Origin of the sequence: Flavobacterium flavipallidum (assembly GCF_038289905.1) — a bacterium.
GTDB lineage: Bacteria > Bacteroidota > Bacteroidia > Flavobacteriales > Flavobacteriaceae > Flavobacterium > Flavobacterium flavipallidum.
On record NZ_JBBYHU010000003.1, the window covers coordinates 98723 to 117912 of the forward strand.

Consider the following 19190-nt stretch of genomic DNA (forward strand, 5'->3'; position numbering starts at 1 on the left):
ATGATCTTAAAGAAGTGCCATAATCTTTGATTTTTGTTTTACAAGTGGTTTTTTGTTGATTTCCAGAGATTTTATGATGGCTTCGGTCTCTAACATCAAATCTCTTTTTTCTTTTGATGGAGCATAACAAAAGCCTTCTAAAACTAATATGCGGTTGTTCTCTTTATCTACAACTGCGTAGTTAATAAATGGTCCTGACATGAAGTCATTTTTTAAAACCCAGGTTCCTTTGGTTTCATAAGTTCTTTTATGGTTTAAGACTATATTTGAAAAATAAGGCGAATAGGCTTCCTCAGTAATCATATCTGTTTTTTCTTCTTTACCATGAATGTATAGTTTTCCAATGGAATCTCTCATTTGAATGATATGAGCAATTTTATTGGATTTGTTTTCTATTTGGCTCAGTGGAACTTCGTAAATTAAAACACTTGTGTTGCCACTAATAATTTCTTTTTTAAACCATACAAAATGTTTTTTTTGCAGCATTAACTGATAAGTTGAAGGCATTTCAAGTTTGATGTTGAATTTGTCTTTAAAATATTTTGGTTCTAAAAGTGATTTTCTATTAATTCGTTGGTATTCCTCAATTTCAGTTTGATGAATTGTTTTAATGATTTCAGGTGCGTTCTGTTGAATTAAACACAAGATATCATCGGCTGTTTTTCCTGAAATTTGAAAGATGTTTTGAGGAGAAGCATATTTGTTCTTAAGAACTTTGTAGTCTTCTTTATTCTCTTTTTTTATGATTATTATATTGCGACTTTCAGTCAAAAAACCCTCCATCAGTTTTACCGGAAACTGATTAATGGTGAAAAGAGGTTCCTCTTGCGGTAATCCAATTACAGGAGAAGCAAATTTATTTCGGATACTGTCGCCAATTTCACCATTCCACAATAAATCATCTATGATTACGGAAATGTTGTTTATTTTTCCATTAGTTTTCTGTGGGTTTATATTTTCCTGTTTACAGGAAATAAAAAAGATGGAAAAGAAAAGCAATATAAAATGGAATTTATTCATTTTGCATTGGTTGAAACGGTAATTCAGTTTTTAATGACGAATTATTGTTAAATATATTGGTTCTGGTTTCTTACTAATTTATACTGCTAATATCGTTCCAATTTTTTTAAATAGGTAATAAAAAGTTATTTAAATGGATTTATAAAATAAAGAGGCTTTATTTAATAACTAAATAAAGCCTCTTTTGTGTATTTGAATTAGGATTTAACCTCCAATTTTTAATTTCATTCCAGGTTTGATATCTTCATTTTTGATATCGTTCCATTTTTTAATGTCAGATACAGTTACACCAGATTTTTTTGCAATGCTAAATAAAGAATCTCCTTTTTTAACTAAATAGTCGCGTTGTAAATCAGCGCTTTCTAGTTTGCTTTTCTTGAAAGAAGCAGCCGTAGCTTTTGAAGTAGTAATAGCAATTTCGTCTTTGGCTACAATTAAGGTTTTACCAAAAGCGATATTGTTATCTGTTAAATGATTCCATTCTTTTATATCAGCTATAGGAGTTCCAAATTTCTTAGAAATATTTCCAAGATTATCTCCTTTTTGAACTGTATATTCAATGTTTTTTAGCTCCACAGCCGGATTAACAGAAGCGATTTCGTTTTTTTCAGTTTCTTTATTAGAAAGTTGTAAGTTCATCCCAGCTTGAATAGTGTTGCCTGAAAGTTTATTCCACTCTTTAATTTGAGCTACCGTTACGTTGTTTTCTTCAGCAATACGATTTAAATTATCCCCTTTTTGAACAATGTAACTGGAATTTTTGTTACTGGCAATTAGACTGTCTGCTTTAACTTCTTTTCTTGTTTTTTCAGTCTTGTTGATTTTAGTTTCTACTGAAGCTATTGCGGAATTGCTTTCTTTTGCCGACGAAATTATGGTTAGTACTTTTCCGTAACCAACTGAATTTCCGCTCAGCTTATTCCATTTTTTCAAGTCGTTGATGTCAACATTATATTTGTTGGCAATGAAACTTAAATTATCACCTCGTTTTACTTTGTAATATTGGGTTGTACTTCCAATAGGGAAAGAAGGTTTTTCAGTTGTTGCAGCAATAGCTGTAGCAGTGGTGCTCTTGAAAAACGGATTGTTGTTTTTTAATTCGGCTTCATGTTGAATGTAAGCGTAGATTTTGTCTTCATTAGAAACAAATAAACCTATCTTGTCTTTTGGTAATCTTAGATAATGATTTTGATCCTGGTATTGTGGAATTACATTGAGTTTATAAGAAGGATTAAGTAATTGTAATTGAGAAACAGGAACATCTAATAAATCAGAAATTTGTTTGAAAGACATTTGTTTTTTAATCATTACCGTATCCGTTGCAAAATGTTGTACGATAGCTTTGTTAGGTTTGATACCGTGTTCTTTATGGTATTCGTACAGGTACATAGTTGCTAAGAAAGCCGGAACATAACCTTGAGTTTCTCGAGGTAAATTTTGCTTAATACTCCAAAAATTTTGTTGTCCGCCAGAACGTCTAATCGCTTTTGCAACATTTCCAGGTCCTGAATTGTAAGACGCTAGAACTAATTCCCAGTCTCCAAAAATGGCAAACATATTGGACATGTATTGAGCTGCAGCATTAGTCGCTTTCAAGGGATCGCTTCGTTCGTCAATGTATGAATCAATTTTTAGATTGTATTGCTTTCCGGTTTGGTACATAAACTGCCATAATCCTGTAGCGCCTACTCTGGAAACGGCTTTTGGATTTAGGGCCGATTCTACAATAGCTAAATATTTGATTTCTAAAGGTATATTTTGTTTAGAAAAAACTTCTTCAAACATTGGGAAATAATAGTCTGAAATAGACATCAGGCGTTCAAATGATTTTTTTCTGTTTTTTAAGAACGATTTGATGATGTTTTCTAATCCCTGATTGTACTGAATGTTAAATGGCGATTTAGCATTCATAGCCTCAAGTCTTGATTTTAGTAAGGCTGTTGGTAATTCATAATCAACTTTCTCATCAGTGTTTATGTTTTCAATATCCTTAGTAAGATCATTGTAGATGTTTATGTCTGTAAGTTCTTTTGTCCACAAACTGTCCACACAACTAGCCATATCGTCATTAACAAAACTGCGCTTTATAGAATCGAGATAAGAAAGCTTGGTTTCTAAAACAGCAATTCCCTTGCTTTCAGCGATTTCTTGCGAAAACATGGGAATTGTTAATAGTAGAAAAAATGATATAGTGATTTTTTTTATACTCATATTTTTATTGTCAACGTCCTTAATTTTAAACGGTTACAAAATCGTTTTTGCAAACTTAAGAGGTTAAAACTAAAAAAATCAATAAAAAGTGTTAAAATTGTTATTTTTTAGTCTAAGATAGCTGCGATTCCAGGTAAAGTTCTTCCTTCAAGCATTTCTAACATCGCACCACCACCAGTTGAAACATAACTCATTTTATCTTCAAAACCGAATTGTTTTACTGCAGCAACTGAATCTCCACCACCTACAAGTGAGAAAGTTCCATTGGCCGTAGCAGCAGCGATATAGTTTCCTAAAGCGATAGTTCCTTTAGCAAAAGTTTCCATTTCAAACACTCCTAAAGGACCATTCCACAAGATTGTTTTTGAATCCATAATTACTTTTTCGAAAGCTTCCAATGATTTTGGACCTGCATCCATACCTTCCCATCCGTCAGGAATGTTGGTTACGTCAACTACTTGTGTGTTAGCGTTATTAGAGAAATCGTCTCCTGCAACTACATCAACAGGAATGTGAACTTCTACTCCTTTTTCTTTAGCTAATCTTAAAATTTCAAGAGCTAATTCTTGTTTGTCATCTTCGCAAATAGAATTACCAATTTTTCCACCTTGTGCTTTGATGAATGTAAAAGTCATTCCTCCACCAATAATCATGTGGTCTACTTTGTCAAGGATGTTTTCGATAACTGTAATTTTAGAAGATACTTTAGAACCTCCAAGGATTGCTGTTACCGGTTTTTCGCTGTCTTTTAATACTTTGTTGATACTTTCGATTTCTTTAGCCAATAAAGAACCAAAACATTTGTGCTCTGGGAAAAATTGAGCGATAATTGTAGTTGAAGCATGAGCTCTGTGAGCAGTTCCAAAAGCATCATTTACATAGATATCTCCTAATGAAGCTAATTCTTTTGCGAAAGCAACATCCCCTGCTTCTTCTTCAGCGTGAAAACGTAAATTTTCCAATAATAAAACTTCACCGGCTTTTAATTCTGCTGCAGCTTGTTGTGCTACTTCACCCACACAGTTTGTAGCAAATTTTACAGCTACACCAAGAATTTCGCTTGCTGTGTTTAAAATGTGTTTTAATGAATATTTATCTTCAGCTCCTTTTGGACGACCTAAGTGTGACATTAAAATTACACTTCCACCGTCAGCAAGGATTTTAGAAATAGTAGGTTTTGCAGCCTCGATACGAGTAACGTCAGTTACATTGAAATTTTCGTCCAAAGGCACGTTAAAGTCAACGCGGATAATTGCTTTTTTATTTTTAAAATCAAAATCGTTTAAAGTCTTCATTAGTTTAATTTTAGATTGTTTTTTTGAAAGTGAAACAAATATAGAAATTTTCTAGTAGTATTAAATTTCAAAGTTTCAAAAAAATCCATTTTTTGCAACGAAAACGATGTAAAAGGTCAATTATTTGATGTAATTTTTCTTATTTTAAAAAATTGTATGTAAAAAGTTAAATTTTGGTTGTTTGTTAATTTGCTTCCAAAATAGGAGTTTTTATTCTTTGAGATAACTCACGGAAAGATTAGGTTGAGTAGGAATCATAAAAGTTTCAAATTCATTGTTGTCGTCAGTATTTTTGGAAAGTAAAAAATGATTGTCAACCATTCCTAAATAGCTTAACATTGGTGAATAAAATGTAATGCCTATTTTGTGTTTGTTGATATCCGTGATGTCGGTATTGATGATGTCTAAGCGGTAGTTTATAAATGGGAAATAATTATTGCCAAGTACATCGGTCACGCGATAAAAATTGCCTTTGAGTTGTTGCACATAATTTGCTGCTGCAATACCCGTCAGGTAATGCAATTGTGTTGCTTTTTCGTTTTCAGCCAGTAATTCTCTAAAGGTTTTTGATGGATTTTCTTTGGAATTGAATTCTTGATGTTGCAGCAAATATTCCTGAAATGTATCTTCAAAAACATATTTGTCCCAAAGGAAAGTGGAATCTTTGTCAATTACTAAGCGATAAGCCAATTGTATTTTGGATTTATAATTCATGCTAAAGATGTTTCAATAATTAATAGCATAGCATTTTCTGATAAAGCCTCCCATTCTACTGCTTCGATTTCTTTTAAGCTTAAGGCATCACCAACTTCAAGAAGTCTGTTTTCAAATTCAAATGCACCAATGATTATAAAGGTGAAAATGCCATTTTCTTTGTTTTTTAATTGGTAATGAGCTTCATTTCTGCCGTCAAATTGTGCAATAAAAGCGGAGGCTGTATTGTTTTCGAACAACGGAATAAGTTTGTTTTTTTCTTTAAAATTAAATCCTAAAAAGGCAGTTGTATATGCATCAGTTTTTGTAACAAAAGCCATTTGCAGAAAGCTTACATTTTTATCAAAAGGATTTGAAATTTCAAAGTTAGTTTCTTCTTGACAAACAACTTGCTGGAATTGCTCGGTTACAAGCAGATTGTTATTTTGCTTTTGATCTTTAAATTCAATACCACCAAAAAGGGGTAAAATATAATGTAAGCTGTTTTTCTGAGCTACAATTGATAGGCTTTGTTTTGGTGCTAAAATATAATGATTGAATAGAAATAAGGACCCGAAGGCTTTTCGGGATTCTTCCTGATAGTTGTCAAAATTAAAAGTTGACCAACAATTGTAAGCTTCAGTTTGCTGTTTTCCTCTTGATGCTGCAAGATAAATTTGAGCTGAATTTTGCTTTATCATGCTTCGATGTTTTTAAATTAACCAGCAACGTTTATAGTGTGAGTTAATGCAAATCCTGCAGCAACACTTCCTGTAACTGTTGACATTTCTGTGCTTACTCCATCTGAGAAAACATTGTCGTTAGCGTTATAGGTATAACCACTCATACCTTTAGTATATCCATTAGCAGTTGAAGCATTAACCAATACAACGGCGCTTCCGGAACCTTCAGGAAAAGCTATTTGAGTAACCAATAAAGAAGTTCCTGAAGAATTGTAAATGTGTACGTGAATGTGAGTAGCTCTTCCGCTGTACCAACCCGGAAAAATGGAAGTAAAACTTACTAATCCATTAGCGTTAGTAGTTTGTCTTCCTCTTAAAAAATGTACCGAAGTAAAATCAGCCGATTGCATGCCAGTCCCTCCATATTCTGAATAATAGCCGTCTTTATCACAATGCCAAATGTCTACGATTGCTCCTTCTAGGGCTGCGCAGCTTGCGTTTTTATTTTTGATGGTGATGTTGATGGTCAATGGCACTCCAGTTCGATCGCTGGTAATATCTGATTTTACTAATGACGAAGGGGTTTTAGTTGGAAATGGTCCAGCGGTTTCAGTTGCTGTTACTGTACAACTTGAAGAGCCTGAAGAACTACCTGTATCCGTTGCTTCGGTTGTATCGGTTGCGCTGGAGTCAGTAGAAGAGTCATCATCACTATTACATGAGCTTAATATTGGCACAGCCAAAGATCCTAATCCTACTAATCCTAATCCTTTTAAAAAATCTATTCTTTCCATACAAAATACAATTTATAGGTTTATGGAAATAAAAGTATTTTAATTCTTTTTTTTTAAAAAAATAATGAGGTTAGCGTTTGGATTTTTGCGGTAAACAACTCATAATTGAATGGATGTTTTTTTTTAATTTAATTCTATAAACGGTTAGTGAGACCAGTATCAATGTTGCTATTATCCAAACAAAATAATTTGGTAGTTTTAGTAATGCAACTGTCATTGAATTGGCTTTTCCAGAGATACGTTCGATTATCCAGGCCACAGCAGCAATTGCAGCTAAAATGGCTAAGACAGGACGGATGAATTTGTAAGAGTGTGTTTGACTTAAGATTATTATCCAAGGAATAATAATGATTACAATGAAAAGTTGCATTAATTCTATACCAATATTAAATCCCAAAATACTTATCAGCATCGAACGATTATCTAAATTTAAGTTTGAAAGAATGCCCGCAAATGCTAATCCATGAATAAGTCCAAAACCAGCTGCGATATAACTTTCTTTATTTGGAAAAAGTGGATAAATTGCATGTATTGCTGAAACTAATATTGAAAAAGCTATTAATATTTCAACGGCATGAGCAGGAATATAAATTAACTTCAATGTGCCTATTAATAGTGTTATCGAATGTCCAATGGTAAAAGCTGTGACTATTTTTAGTAAGCGCAATAAGCTGTGTTTGGTACCGTAAAAATGCCCCCATCTTTTTCCTTTTACGGTTAAGGTTGCGGGCAATAATAGTACGATTAAGAATAGTAAATGATCAGTTCCTTCTTCAATGTGTTTTATGCCTAATTTTACCATACTTTTAAAACCCATCCACCAGCTTCCATTATCTAAATTGATTTGTAATGGATTAATCACATTGTCTTTAAGATTCCAACTGATTACTGTAGTCTCATTTTGTTCTTTCTCAATTATTCCGGCTTCCCAATCATTTCGAATAGATACTAAGGCAATGTGGTTTATTACCTGGTGTAAAATTACATCATAGTCCAGTGTGAAATTTCGGGTGCTTTCGGATTCGTTAGGTTTTAATTTTACATGAGCCACAATTTCCCAGTAAGGGAGTTTGGTCTCTATATATTTGCCTTCATCTACTTCCAGGGATTCAATTGCTACTAACCAAGGTTTTGATTTGGTGTGGTAAGCATGAATATGCGCTAGTAGATATTCTTTTAATTTAGGGTCAAATTTTTCGATAAATCTCTTAGGATTTTGGGAAATAGAATTTCCAAATGCTAATTCTAGTTCAGTTATCGGTAATTGAATTTCCATAGCTACACTCTTTGGACTTACATCCAGAAAAACGAGAGTGTTGGGGGATTGATGTGCGCTGATTTTATTTGGTAATAACATTATTGATAATATTATTATCCAAAAAAGCAGCACCCTTTTTTTAAGGGAGCTGTTTTTGAAAAAATCTTTTATAATCATGTTTTTTTATTTACAGTCCAATGTAATCTCTTGTGTGATCTCTCATTACTGTATGATAGTGAATTCCGGAAAGAACAACACCATTTTGACAGGCAAATTCAATCCAAACACTAGGTCCGTCAATTCGAACATAATCAGTATTAGCAGTTAAGAAAGAGCTTGCAGTTCCTGCAGTTGCACTTGTATTGCTAGCGTAACAAACATACGAATTAGCCAATTCATTTTCATAAATTGCTAACATACTGGCTGCAGCTGTAGCTTCAACATCATTTACCCATTTTGAAATAGCAGCTAATACTTTGGCTTGAGCTGTTGTGCTTAGGTTGCTCACTTTAATACCTTGTTTGATACTTGGAAAAGTATTTGTTGTTGAACCAGGAACCATTAAACAATCAGAAAAAGTACTTGAAATTTTTGCAGAAGCTAATTCAGTTGATGTAAAAGATCCCAACATTTCCTGCATAGCGATATGTTCTGATTCTAATGGGCCTGAATATGTTGTGCTATTGTAAGTAAAAGATCCTTTAGGTTCTACGGCTTCATGCAATGGTGTGATACTTGTTACAGCACCGCCATCATAAGTAATATTTTGGGCATAATGATGTCCGCCAAATTGTAACATCCATTTTCCTGTTGTACTAGGCGTTCCTAAAAAAGCGATAACATAGTTTCCCGAAGAATATCCTGAGGAAGTCAGTCCTAAATAATTATCAGCGCTCATTACTTGATTAAATTCATCATAGCCTTCTCCAGTAGTTGTTCCAAAAGCTGCCTGAGCCAGCGCTTTTGCAGCTGCTAGTTGAGTGCTGCTAAGACTGCTAAATAGTAAACCATTTCTGCAACTCAAAGCGCAAGGTAAATTTGACCATCTTTTAGCATTAGTTAAATTTAAAGTAAGTATTACTGAGCTTTGTTGCGAGGTTGATAGTGTCGCTAAAAATGAATTGGCCAGGCAAACCACTTTTTCACTTCCAGATAAAGTATCACAACTTGCAGTAGCGATAGAATTTACCGTTAAGCTGATGGTTGTAGTTTTTCCGCCAAAAGTAATACTGAAAACTGCTGTTCCGGAGGAAGTAGGTGTTCCTGAAATAGTGTATGTAAGAGTGCCGGATCCATCTTCTAATGTTCCGGCTGTTAAAACAGCAGTTAAACCTGTTACACCCGTAGATGCTATTGTCGAACCGACTGAGTAACTAGCCCCATTACCTCCTGTGTAGGGTAAAGTAGCTGTTCCATAATATGCAACACTAGTAGTTGCAGTTGAAGAAAATTTAACAGAACCACTCAATAAAGTACTGACAGATGCAGAACTTGAACTTGATGAGTCATCATCGTTACCGCCACAAGCCATGATAATTATAAACATCAATGCAGTTGTTACTTTTAGAAATAGATTTATTTTTTTCATTGAGTTAACTTTTATACGTTATGATATAAAAGTATTTTAATTCTAAATTTTGAAAAAAAGATTGAGGTGTTTGGATTTAAAACTGAGGTAAAAGAGTGAAAATCAATAAAAATAATGTTGATGTAATTATAAAAAGCGGTTTTACTTTTTATTAAGCAAGGCAAAAAATGCCGTTTCATAACTGGCACTTACTGGAATTTCTTCATCATTTATATAAATGATTTTGTTTCGGACTTTGTTAATTTTTGAAATCGGAACTATAAAGGAGCGATGGACTCTTGTAAATTCCGGAGAAGGTAATTTTTCCAAAATAGCTTTCAAAGTCATGCGGGCAACCACGGTTTTTTGGTTTTGAATATGAATTTTTAAGTAGTCGTCTAATCCTTCGATAAATAAGATATCTGAAAAAAGGATTTTTTGCAGGCTGTAATCGGCGCGAATAAATAGATAGAGTTGTTCCGGATTTTGGTTTTGTAATCTGTATTGATTAACTGCTTTTTCAACTGCTTGTTTGAAGCGAATAAATGTAAATGGTTTCAAAATATAATCGGTAGCGCTTACATTAAAACCCTCAACAGCATATTCTGAATAAGCGGTGGTGAATATAACCATGGTTTTGTGAGGTAGTTTTTTGTAAAAATCAATGCCTGAAATCGACGGCATATTAATGTCTAAAAATAATAAGTCAACCGGAAATTTTTTCAAATGTTTAAAAGCATCCTCTGATTTGGTAAAGGTTTTTTCTAAAGCAATATCTTCTGTTTGATTACAAAAACTTTGTAATACTTCCAGTGCAAGTGGTTCATCGTCAAGTGCAATTGCTTTTAACATCCTATATTAATTTTTAAAGTAACCGTATATTTATTTTGAGAATCATCTATTAATAATTCATGATTTTTAGGGTACAAATGGTTTAATCTATCGATGGTGTTTTGTAATCCAATACCACTTTGCGATTGAACAGAATCTACTTTGTTGTTAGATACAAATAAAGTTAAAAAATCTTCTAAAATCGTAATATTAATATTGATTTCTGAATCCTGATTTGGATTAACTCCATGTTTGAATGCGTTTTCAATAAATGAAATCAAAATCAGAGGTGTAATGCATTTGCCATATACAATGCCATCGAGTTCGTATTTTATTTTTACCGTATTTCCTAATCTTGTTTTTTGCAGTTGAATAAAGTTATCAATATAGTTAAGTTCTTTATCTAGTGCTATAACATCATCATTAGCATTGGTAATAATGTATCGCATTAATTCTGATAATTGAACCACGGCATCGGCAGTTTTGTCGTCTTTTTTAATGGCTAGAGCATAAATGCTATTGAGTGTATTGAATAAAAAATGTGGATTGATTTGCGCTTTTAGGAAAGACAATTCCGATTGTATTTTTTCTTTTTCGACATTTCTCAATCGATTGTTGATGGCAAATAACAAACTGGAAATCACCCCAATTAGATAAACTAAAACCGTGTGGCTATATTGTGTGGGTGGTCCTCCGTTAAAATGTTTTATCATGTTGGGAGGAGGAGGGAGTCTTTTTAAATGAAACTTGGGGTGTTTGTTAAAATCCAAAAAATTGCGATCAGGATGATCAAAATGAGTGGAAACCCAAAGGAAAAAGAGTAAAAACAAACTTAGTATTCCGAAATATAATAGCTGCCTTTTTGAAAAATATATGCTGGGAATTAGATAATAGTAATTAAAAAGAAAGAAAATTAACAACAACGAATAAATAAGGAAGTAAATTCGGTCGTGTGGATTACTGACTAAATTAGGCAGTTTTAATACATTTCCCGTGGATGTAAACATATACGGCAAAAGCAAGAATGCTACGCACACGAAAAAAATTAATAAATAAGAAGTAATGTTTTTTTTCATGAAAATGATGTTTACTTATCAAATGTAAGTTTCTTATTTAAAGGATTCTAATTATTGAGGTAAAAGTCGTTTTTGTTGCGATATTCTCCCGGAGTAAGGCTTACTATTTGTTTGAAAATTTTTGAAAAGTGAGGCAAATTTGAAAAACCGGTATCCAGTGCAATTTCTAGAAGACTTTTAGTGGTTGTGGCAATAAGATATTGCGCCCGTTCTATTTTTTTTTCATGAATGTAGTTTAAAGGACGTTGTCCGGTGTGAAGTTGAAATTGTTTTGAAAAATAATCCTGATTTTGATTCACTCTTTGGGCTAATTCGGCAACCGTCAGGTTTTTGTCTAAATGAAGCTGAATGTAGCTCATGCTGTCCAGAATTTTTGAAGGTGTGCTTTGCGGAGCATTTTGTTTGAAATTTTTATCGTTCAAAAATCTGGAAATTAGTAAAAGCAGGATTCCTTGATTTTCAAATTTCAGGTGCGTTTTCATAGTGTCATTAAGCGAACGGTACTCTTTGTAAAAAGCCTCTTTTTCGTATTCTTTCGGATTGTCTGATCGGTTAATTCCTCTTCCGGGATTAGCGTGAAGCATTTTTTGGATTAGAATAATATCAGTTTCATTTGCGGCTAATTTTATTACATTTCTATTTTGGTTAAATAGTGAAATTCCATCTGGGGATTCTTCGAAAAACTGAATAAAATATTGGCTTAGATATTCTTCGCAATTTAAATTGCAAATTGTAAAACTTGGGATAAGATATAAGTAACCAGGCTCTAAAATTATTTTTTCTGAATTAGTCGATATAGTTCCTAATCCTTCATCAATATAATATAATCGGTAGTAGGGGCTAATTACGTTGTTGAAATTCCATTTATGATTAAGTTTCACATAATCAATGTGTAATAAAGAAAAAGAATGTTTGAAAACATTTTTAGGCATAATGATATAAAATGATGGAAAAATCGTTTTTGTATAATAAAAAATCGTTTTTGAATAAAATTTATGTCTTCATGTAGATTTACATTTGTTTAAAAATAAATGTCTAAAAAAAACTAATAATCAAAAATATAGATAAAATACGTAGTTTAAAAATACTTGTTAGTTTGTTTTGTTGCTTTATTAAGGTTTTTATAAAAAATTAAAAATCGGAAATATATAAATAGATTCTAAATTGTAAAAAATGGAAAGAAGAAACGCTTTGAAATTAGGGATATCAGCATTAGCTGGACTCTATTTGTCGCCAATGTTAGGTTATTCGAAAATTTTAAATACCCCAGCTTTCAAAGGACCATTTGAACCAACATGGGATTCACTCGAAAAATATCAGGTTCCGGATTGGTTTCGTGATGCAAAATTCGGGATGTGGGCACATTGGGGACCTCAGTGTGAACCTGAAGCAGGAGACTGGTACGGAAGAGGGATGTATGAAGAAGGTTCAAGGCAGTATAAATACCATTTGGAAAAGTATGGACATCCATCAAAATTTGGATTCAAAGATGTAATCAATGTTTGGAAAGCCGATCAATGGAATCCGGAGGAGTTGGTGAATTTATATAAAGATTCCGGAGCCAAATATTTTATGGCAATGGCAAATCACCACGATAATTTAGATTTGTACGATAGCAAATACCAACCACAATGGAATTCGACTAAAGTAGGTCCTAAAAAAGATATCATTGCCGGATGGGAAAAAGCTGCTCGTAAAGCAGGATTGCCTTTTGCGGTGAGTGTACATGCGGCTCATGCCTGGAATTGGTTTGATACTGCTCAAGGAGCGGATAAAAACGGTCCTTTGGCTGGAGTGCCTTATGATGGAAAGCTAACTAAAGCAGATGGAAAAGGAACTTGGTGGGAAGGTTTAGACCCTCAGGATTTGTATGCGCAAAATCATGAATTAAGTGCGAAACCATCCGGAAATTCATCTGTTCATAGTCAATGGGACTGGGGAGATGGAGCTTCTGTGCCAACCAAAGACTATTGTGAAAAATTCCACGACAGAACAATAGATCTGATTGAGAAATACAATCCAGATATGATTTACTTTGATGATACCGCATTTCCATTATGGCCTGTGAGTGATGCCGGTTTACGTATAGCAGCTCATATGTATAATAAAAGTCTGCAAAAAAATAAAACGGTTCAGGCAGTTATTACGGGTAAAATTCTAACCGAACAACAACGTAAAACGATGGTTTGGGATATTGAAAAAGGACAAAGTAACAATATCGAACCTTTGCCTTGGCAAACGGATACCTGCATTGGAAACTGGCATTACGACAGAAGGCTGTATAACGACAAACGTTATAAATCAGCCAAAACTGTCATTCATACACTAATTGATGTCGTGAGTAAAAACGGAAATCTGATGTTGAATATTCCAGTTCGCGGAGATGGTAGCATTGATGAATTGGAACGCGAAATTGTAAAAGAAATTGGTGTTTGGATGAAACTGAACAGCAAAAGCATTTATGGTACGCGTCCCTGGAAAATATTTGGTGAAGGTCCGCAGCAGGCAAGTGCCGGAGCTTTAACCGCTCAGGGTTTCAACGAAGGAAAAGGAAAACCTTATACAGCCGAAGATATTCGTTTTGCTCAAAAAGACAAAAAACTGTATGCTACCGTAATGGCCTGGCCGGAGAATGGCGTGGCTGCTATAAAAAGTTTAGGGAAATCTAATCCACATCATATTGAAAAAATCAGACGGATAAAATTAGTGAGTACAGGAGAAAAATTGAAGTTTAAACAAACTGAACAGGGTCTTGAGGTGTATTTCCCAAGTCAAAAACCGGAGGCTTCTTATGCTAATGCTTTGGAGATTGTTTCATAATTAAATTTCAAATTCATTTTTTAATCACAAAACCGAATAAGGAACAATGAAATGCATTAGTTTAATCGTATGTCTATTTATTTCAAGTATTTTTTCAATAAATGCTCAGGAAATTTTGTCGCCAAATAAAAAAATTAAGGTGATTGTTACTGCTGATAATACCTCTTTTGGACAAGTATATTTTAAGATTTTGTATAAAAACAAAACGGAATATGTCGAAGTATTACCCAATTCTCCAATGGGAATTACCAGAGAGGATCAGCAGTTTACGGATAATCTAAAATTCATTGGTGAATCACAATCAAAAGAGGTGAACCAAAAATATGAAATGATTTCCGGTAAGCGAAAACTGTGTACAAATTTGGGTAATGAGAAGACTTTTCAATATGTAAATTCGAATAATAAACCCCTAAATATTGTTTTTAGGGTTTATAATGATGGTGTTGCATTTCGTTATGAATTCACCGACAAAACGAATTCATTAGTAAATGTCATTGATGAAACTACTACTTATGTTTTTCCTTCGAATACTAATCGTTGGTTACAAGAGTTCATAGATTCTTATGAAGGATTTTTTCCTTTTTCAGATAGCGGCAAAACAGATAATAAAAAACAGGAATGGGGATTTCCTGCCTTGTTTAAGGTAAATAATAATCCTGTTTGGATGTTGATTTCTGAAGCTAATATTACAGCAAATAATTGTGCTGCCAGATTGAGTAATTTGAAGAATCCAAATGAGTACAAAGTTACTTATGCTTCACCAAGAGATAGTTTTAAACAAGTTGGGGTCAAAACCACTTTACCTTGGAATTCACAATGGCATACTTTAATTATTGGAGAACTGGCTGATGTAGTCGAATCAACTTTAATTACCGATGTTAGTGAACCAAATCAGTTAAAAGAAACCAATTGGATAAAACCGGGAGCCGTTTCCTGGAATTATTGGGCTAATAATCACGGATCTAAAGATTATAAAAAGGTCGCAGAATATACTGACTTAGCTGTCGTAATGAAATGGCCTTATACTTTGATTGACTGGGAATGGGACGTGATGAGCAACGGTGGAAATTTGGTTGATGCTGTAAATTATGCCAAAAGCAAAGGAATTAAAACTTTGATGTGGTATAATTCAGGCACATCTTGGCTTGAACCAACTCCTAATGACCGTATGTTAACAGCTGAAAAAAGAGCTAAAGAATTGGCTTGGCTTAAAGAAATTGGAGTGTATGGTATCAAAGTTGATTTTTTTAATGGCGATCAACAAGATATGATGAAATATTATATTGATATTTTAAAAGATGCTGCAAAATACCAGATAATGGTTAATTTTCATGGGGCAACAGCTCCGCGAGGATGGGCTAGAACCTATCCCAATTTGATGACAACTGAAGCAGTTTACGGTGCGGAATGGTATAACAATAAACCAACACTTACCAATAAGGCTGCGGCACATAATGCGACGCTTCCTTTTACCCGAAATGTTATTGGTTCAATGGATTATACTCCGGTAACTTTTTCAAATTCGCAGCATCCTCATATTACTTCTTATGCGCATGAACTGGCTTTGTTGGTGGTTTTTGAATCCGGTTTTCAGCATTTTGCGGATAGACCTGAAGCATATAATAATTTGCCAAAAGAGCCTAAAGAATTCCTAAAAAATGTTCCTGTAACTTGGGATGAGACCAAACTTTTGGATGGATATCCCGGAGAGAAAGTTATTATGGCTCGAAAAAAAGGAAATCAAAGGTATTTAGGGGGACTTAATGGTAAGGATGAAAAACAAACATTAAAAATTGATTTTGGTTTTTTAGATAAGGCTGATTATAAATTAAAGCTCATCAAGGATGGAGTAAACGACAAATCATTTGCTGTTGAAGTAATAAAAGTAAAAAGAGGGGATGTTGTAAATGTGGAATGTCTTCCAAGAGGCGGATTTGTAGCTGTTTTGGAAAAATAAATGTAGTAAAATTGAATTTTATGAATGCAAAGAGATTGTGTTATGTCTGTGATTTAGTTGATGATCCAAAACTGATAGAAGAATATAAACGGTATCATGCTAAGGAAAATGCCTGGCCTGAAATTACTAAAAGCATCAGGGATTCCGGAATTATTGATTTGGAAATTTACATATTGGGAAATCGCTTGTTTATGATTATGGAAGTGGATGAAACTTTTACTCCGGAACGTAAACAAATGATGGATGCGGCGAACCCAAAAGTTCAGGAATGGGAAAAATTAATGTGGCAATTTCAGCTGGCACCACCGGGAGCAAAAGAAGGTGAAAAATGGCTGCCGATGGAGCAGATTTATAAATTGCCTTAAATTAATAACTCCTAAATATTTTTATTAAATTTCTCTATTTTAAACCAAACTTTTTTTATGTACATTTTTCAAAAAACCAAACTAAACCAATTAAAAATTGTTTCGTTAATTGCTATCCAGATTTTATTTATTTCCTTTTCTGATGCACAAAACAAAACCAATTCCACTGCGCAAGACCTAAAATTATGGTACGACAAACCATCTGAAAAATGGGTCGAAGCTTTGCCTGTAGGAAATGGTAAAATTGGAGCTATGGTTTTTGGCGGTGTCGAAGAAGAATTGTTACAACTCAACGAAAGTACGTTGTGGAGTGGCGGTCCAGTAAAAACGAATGTTAATCCGGAATCCAGTAGTTTTTTACCTAAAATTAGAGAAGCTTTATTTCAGGACGAAGACTATTCGAAAGCCAATCAGCTTACCAGAAAAATGCAAGGATTGTATTCACAGTCGTACTTGCCTTTGGGCGATATTATCATCAAACAGGATTTCAATAATGCAAAACCTACTGCTTACTATCGTGATTTAGATATTCAGAACGCAATTGCAACCACAAAATTCACCATTAATGGTGTTGAATACATCCGTGAAATTTTTACTTCTGCACCGGATAATGTAATGTTGGTTCGAATTTCGGCCAACCAAAAAGCAGCTCTTAATTTTTCTATTTCTTCGAAAAGCGTATTGAAATATACTACTTCAGCCAAAGATAACAACGAACTTATTGTTAGCGGAAAAGCGCCTGCTAATGTAAATCCTAATTATTATAATCCGAAAGGAAAAGAACCAATTACATACGAAGATCCTACAGGATGCGACGGAATGCGTTATCAATACCGTATTAAAGCAATTAATCAGGACGGAAATGTTTCAGCAACTAATTCGGAAATTAAAATTGAAAATGCCAGCGAAGTGGTACTTTATATCGCTGCAGCAACGAGTTTCAACGGATTTGATAAATGTCCGGATAAAGACGGAAAAGACGAAAATAAAATTGCTTCAGAACGAATTAATAAAGCGATTAAAAAAACTTATGCTCAATTGTTTAGTAAACATACAACTGATTACAAAAAGTATTTTGACAGAGTTTCTTTTGCTATAAAAGATACTGTCAATAATCCGGCTAAAGCAAAATTACCTTCTAACGAAAGATTAAAAGCTTATTCTAATGGCGCCTATGATCCTGAAATAGAAACTTTATATTTCCAGTACGGAAGATATTTGCTTGTTTCTTCTTCCCGTCCTGGCGGACCTCCGGCGAATTTACAAGGAATTTGGAACCAAAAACTTCGTGCACCATGGAGTTCCAATTATACAATTAACATCAACACTCAAATGAATTATTGGCCGGCAGAAGTAACCAATCTTTCTGAAATGCACCAGCCACTTTTAGATTGGATTCAAAATCTGGCTAAAACCGGAAAAGTTACCGCACGTGAATTTTATAATGCCAATGGTTGGGTAGCGCACCATAATTCTGATCTTTGGGCATTGAGTAATCCTGTTGGTGATAAAGGCGATGGAGATCCTGTTTGGGCGAACTGGTGGATGGGCGGAAACTGGCTTTCACAGCATCTTTACGAGCATTACCGTTTTACAGGAGATAAAAAATTCCTAGCCGAAAAAGCTTATCCGGTTATGAAAGAAGCTGCATTATTTTCTTTAGACTGGTTAGTTGAGGACAAAAATGGCTATTTGGTTACTGCACCTTCGACTTCTCCGGAAAATAAATTTAAAGACAAGCAAGGTAAAGAACAATCGGTATCTGTGGCTACTACAATGGATATGTCTATCATCAGAGATTTATTTGATAATTTAATTGAAGCATCTGAAACTTTAGGAACTGATAAAGCTTTCAGAGAACTTTTAATTGCAAAAAGAGCTAAACTGTATCCATTACAAATTGGCAAAAACGGAACATTGATGGAATGGTATAAAGATTTTGAAGAAACAGATATTCATCATCGTCATGCCTCTCATCTGTTTGGTTTGCATCCGGGAAGAGAAATAACGCCTTTAACAACAAACTTTTTTAACGCTGCTAAAAAATCGCTTGAAGTTCGCGGAGACGAAGGAACTGGCTGGAGTAAAGGATGGAAAATTAACTGGTGGGCTCGTTTGCAGGACGGTGATCACGCTTATAACCTGATAAGACAACTTTTAAATTATGTTGATGCGTCAAGCGGCAATTCACGTGCGGGAGGTACATATCCTAATTTTTTTGATGCACATCCTCCATTTCAAATTGACGGAAATTTTGCAGGAACTGCTGGTATGGCTGAGATGCTTTTGCAAAGTCAATCTAATTTCATTCAATTATTGCCTGCCTTACCTAAAGCCTGGAGCGAAGGTCATATTAAAGGACTTGTTGCCAGAGGTGGATTTGAAATAGATATGAATTGGAACAAACAACAACTGAATGACGCATCTGTAAAATCATTAAATGGAGCTGAATGCATTATCAGAACTAACGTTCCGGTGAAAATAAAAAATTCAAATATCGTTTCGCAAAAAGCAGATAACGGATATCAAATTTCGTTCAAAACAACTAAAGGCAAAACCTATCAAATAGAAAAATTATAACGAGTTATTAATGTAATTTTCTGTGGATTAACACTTTATT

Annotated in this window: 15 protein-coding genes; 4 read left to right on the plus strand and 11 right to left on the minus strand. The window is 34.0% G+C overall.

The genetic code is table 11. The features are described from left to right. Positions 1-6: 6 nt before the first annotated feature. The 11 genes from AAEO59_RS02700 to AAEO59_RS02750 form a co-directional block, all read right to left on the minus strand. Complete coding sequence (locus AAEO59_RS02700) at positions 7-1020, minus strand: DUF4837 family protein (RefSeq protein ID WP_341699211.1); 1014 nt, start codon at positions 1018-1020, stop codon at positions 7-9. A gap of 204 nt (positions 1021-1224) precedes the next feature. Continuing rightward, positions 1225-3231, minus strand: a complete 2007-nt coding sequence (locus tag AAEO59_RS02705; protein ID WP_341699212.1) for a LysM peptidoglycan-binding domain-containing protein — start codon at positions 3229-3231, stop codon at positions 1225-1227. Positions 3232-3338: 107 nt separating this feature from the next. After that, positions 3339-4526, minus strand: a complete 1188-nt coding sequence (locus AAEO59_RS02710) for a phosphoglycerate kinase (RefSeq protein WP_341699213.1) — start codon at positions 4524-4526, stop codon at positions 3339-3341. A 210-nt stretch (positions 4527-4736) separates the two neighbouring features. Beyond that, on the minus strand, positions 4737-5240 hold the full coding sequence (locus AAEO59_RS02715; RefSeq protein WP_341699214.1) for a hypothetical protein: 504 nt from the start codon (positions 5238-5240) through the stop codon (positions 4737-4739). Further along, positions 5237-5920, minus strand: coding sequence for a pirin family protein (locus tag AAEO59_RS02720; protein ID WP_341699215.1), 684 nt, complete (start codon positions 5918-5920; stop codon positions 5237-5239). Before AAEO59_RS02720 ends, AAEO59_RS02715 begins: the two co-directional genes overlap by 4 nt. Positions 5921-5937: 17 nt before the next feature. Next, positions 5938-6696 (minus strand): dioxygenase family protein, encoded by a 759-nt coding sequence (locus AAEO59_RS02725; RefSeq protein WP_341699216.1) that lies wholly within the window; start codon positions 6694-6696, stop codon positions 5938-5940. Between the two features lie 70 nt (positions 6697-6766). Further along, the gene (locus tag AAEO59_RS02730; protein ID WP_341699217.1) at positions 6767-7972 is read right to left on the minus strand and encodes a HupE/UreJ family protein; all 1206 of its coding nucleotides are present in this window, start codon (positions 7970-7972) and stop codon (positions 6767-6769) included. 169 nt (positions 7973-8141) lie between these two features. After that, positions 8142-9542, minus strand: a complete 1401-nt coding sequence (locus AAEO59_RS02735; RefSeq protein ID WP_341699218.1) for a DUF3500 domain-containing protein — start codon at positions 9540-9542, stop codon at positions 8142-8144. Positions 9543-9683: 141 nt separating this feature from the next. Continuing rightward, positions 9684-10373 carry a LytR/AlgR family response regulator transcription factor gene (locus tag AAEO59_RS02740; RefSeq protein WP_341699219.1) on the minus strand — a complete coding sequence of 230 codons (690 nt, stop codon included), beginning with the start codon at positions 10371-10373 and terminating at the stop codon, positions 9684-9686. Beyond that, a complete protein-coding gene (locus tag AAEO59_RS02745) occupies positions 10367-11065 on the minus strand; it encodes a sensor histidine kinase (protein WP_341699220.1) in 699 nt (232 codons plus the stop codon). The genes AAEO59_RS02740 and AAEO59_RS02745 overlap by 7 nt, the downstream gene beginning before the upstream one ends. Before the next feature lie 410 nt (positions 11066-11475). After that, positions 11476-12360: a helix-turn-helix domain-containing protein gene (locus AAEO59_RS02750; RefSeq protein WP_341699221.1), complete on the minus strand. Its 885-nt coding sequence runs from the start codon at positions 12358-12360 to the stop codon at positions 11476-11478. A gap of 241 nt (positions 12361-12601) precedes the next feature. Between AAEO59_RS02750 and AAEO59_RS02755 the strand changes: the two genes are divergently transcribed. From AAEO59_RS02755 to AAEO59_RS02770, 4 genes are read left to right on the plus strand one after another with little or no spacing between them, the layout of a single operon-like run. Beyond that, positions 12602-14248 (plus strand): alpha-L-fucosidase, encoded by a 1647-nt coding sequence (locus tag AAEO59_RS02755; protein WP_188492538.1) that lies wholly within the window; start codon positions 12602-12604, stop codon positions 14246-14248. Between the two features lie 46 nt (positions 14249-14294). Continuing rightward, positions 14295-16205 (plus strand): glycoside hydrolase family 97 protein, encoded by a 1911-nt coding sequence (locus tag AAEO59_RS02760; protein WP_341699222.1) that lies wholly within the window; start codon positions 14295-14297, stop codon positions 16203-16205. Between the two features lie 20 nt (positions 16206-16225). Beyond that, positions 16226-16570: an L-rhamnose mutarotase gene (locus AAEO59_RS02765; RefSeq protein WP_341699223.1), complete on the plus strand. Its 345-nt coding sequence runs from the start codon at positions 16226-16228 to the stop codon at positions 16568-16570. A 57-nt stretch (positions 16571-16627) separates the two neighbouring features. Further along, positions 16628-19150 (plus strand): glycoside hydrolase family 95 protein, encoded by a 2523-nt coding sequence (locus AAEO59_RS02770; RefSeq protein ID WP_341699224.1) that lies wholly within the window; start codon positions 16628-16630, stop codon positions 19148-19150. Positions 19151-19190: the final 40 nt, after the last annotated feature.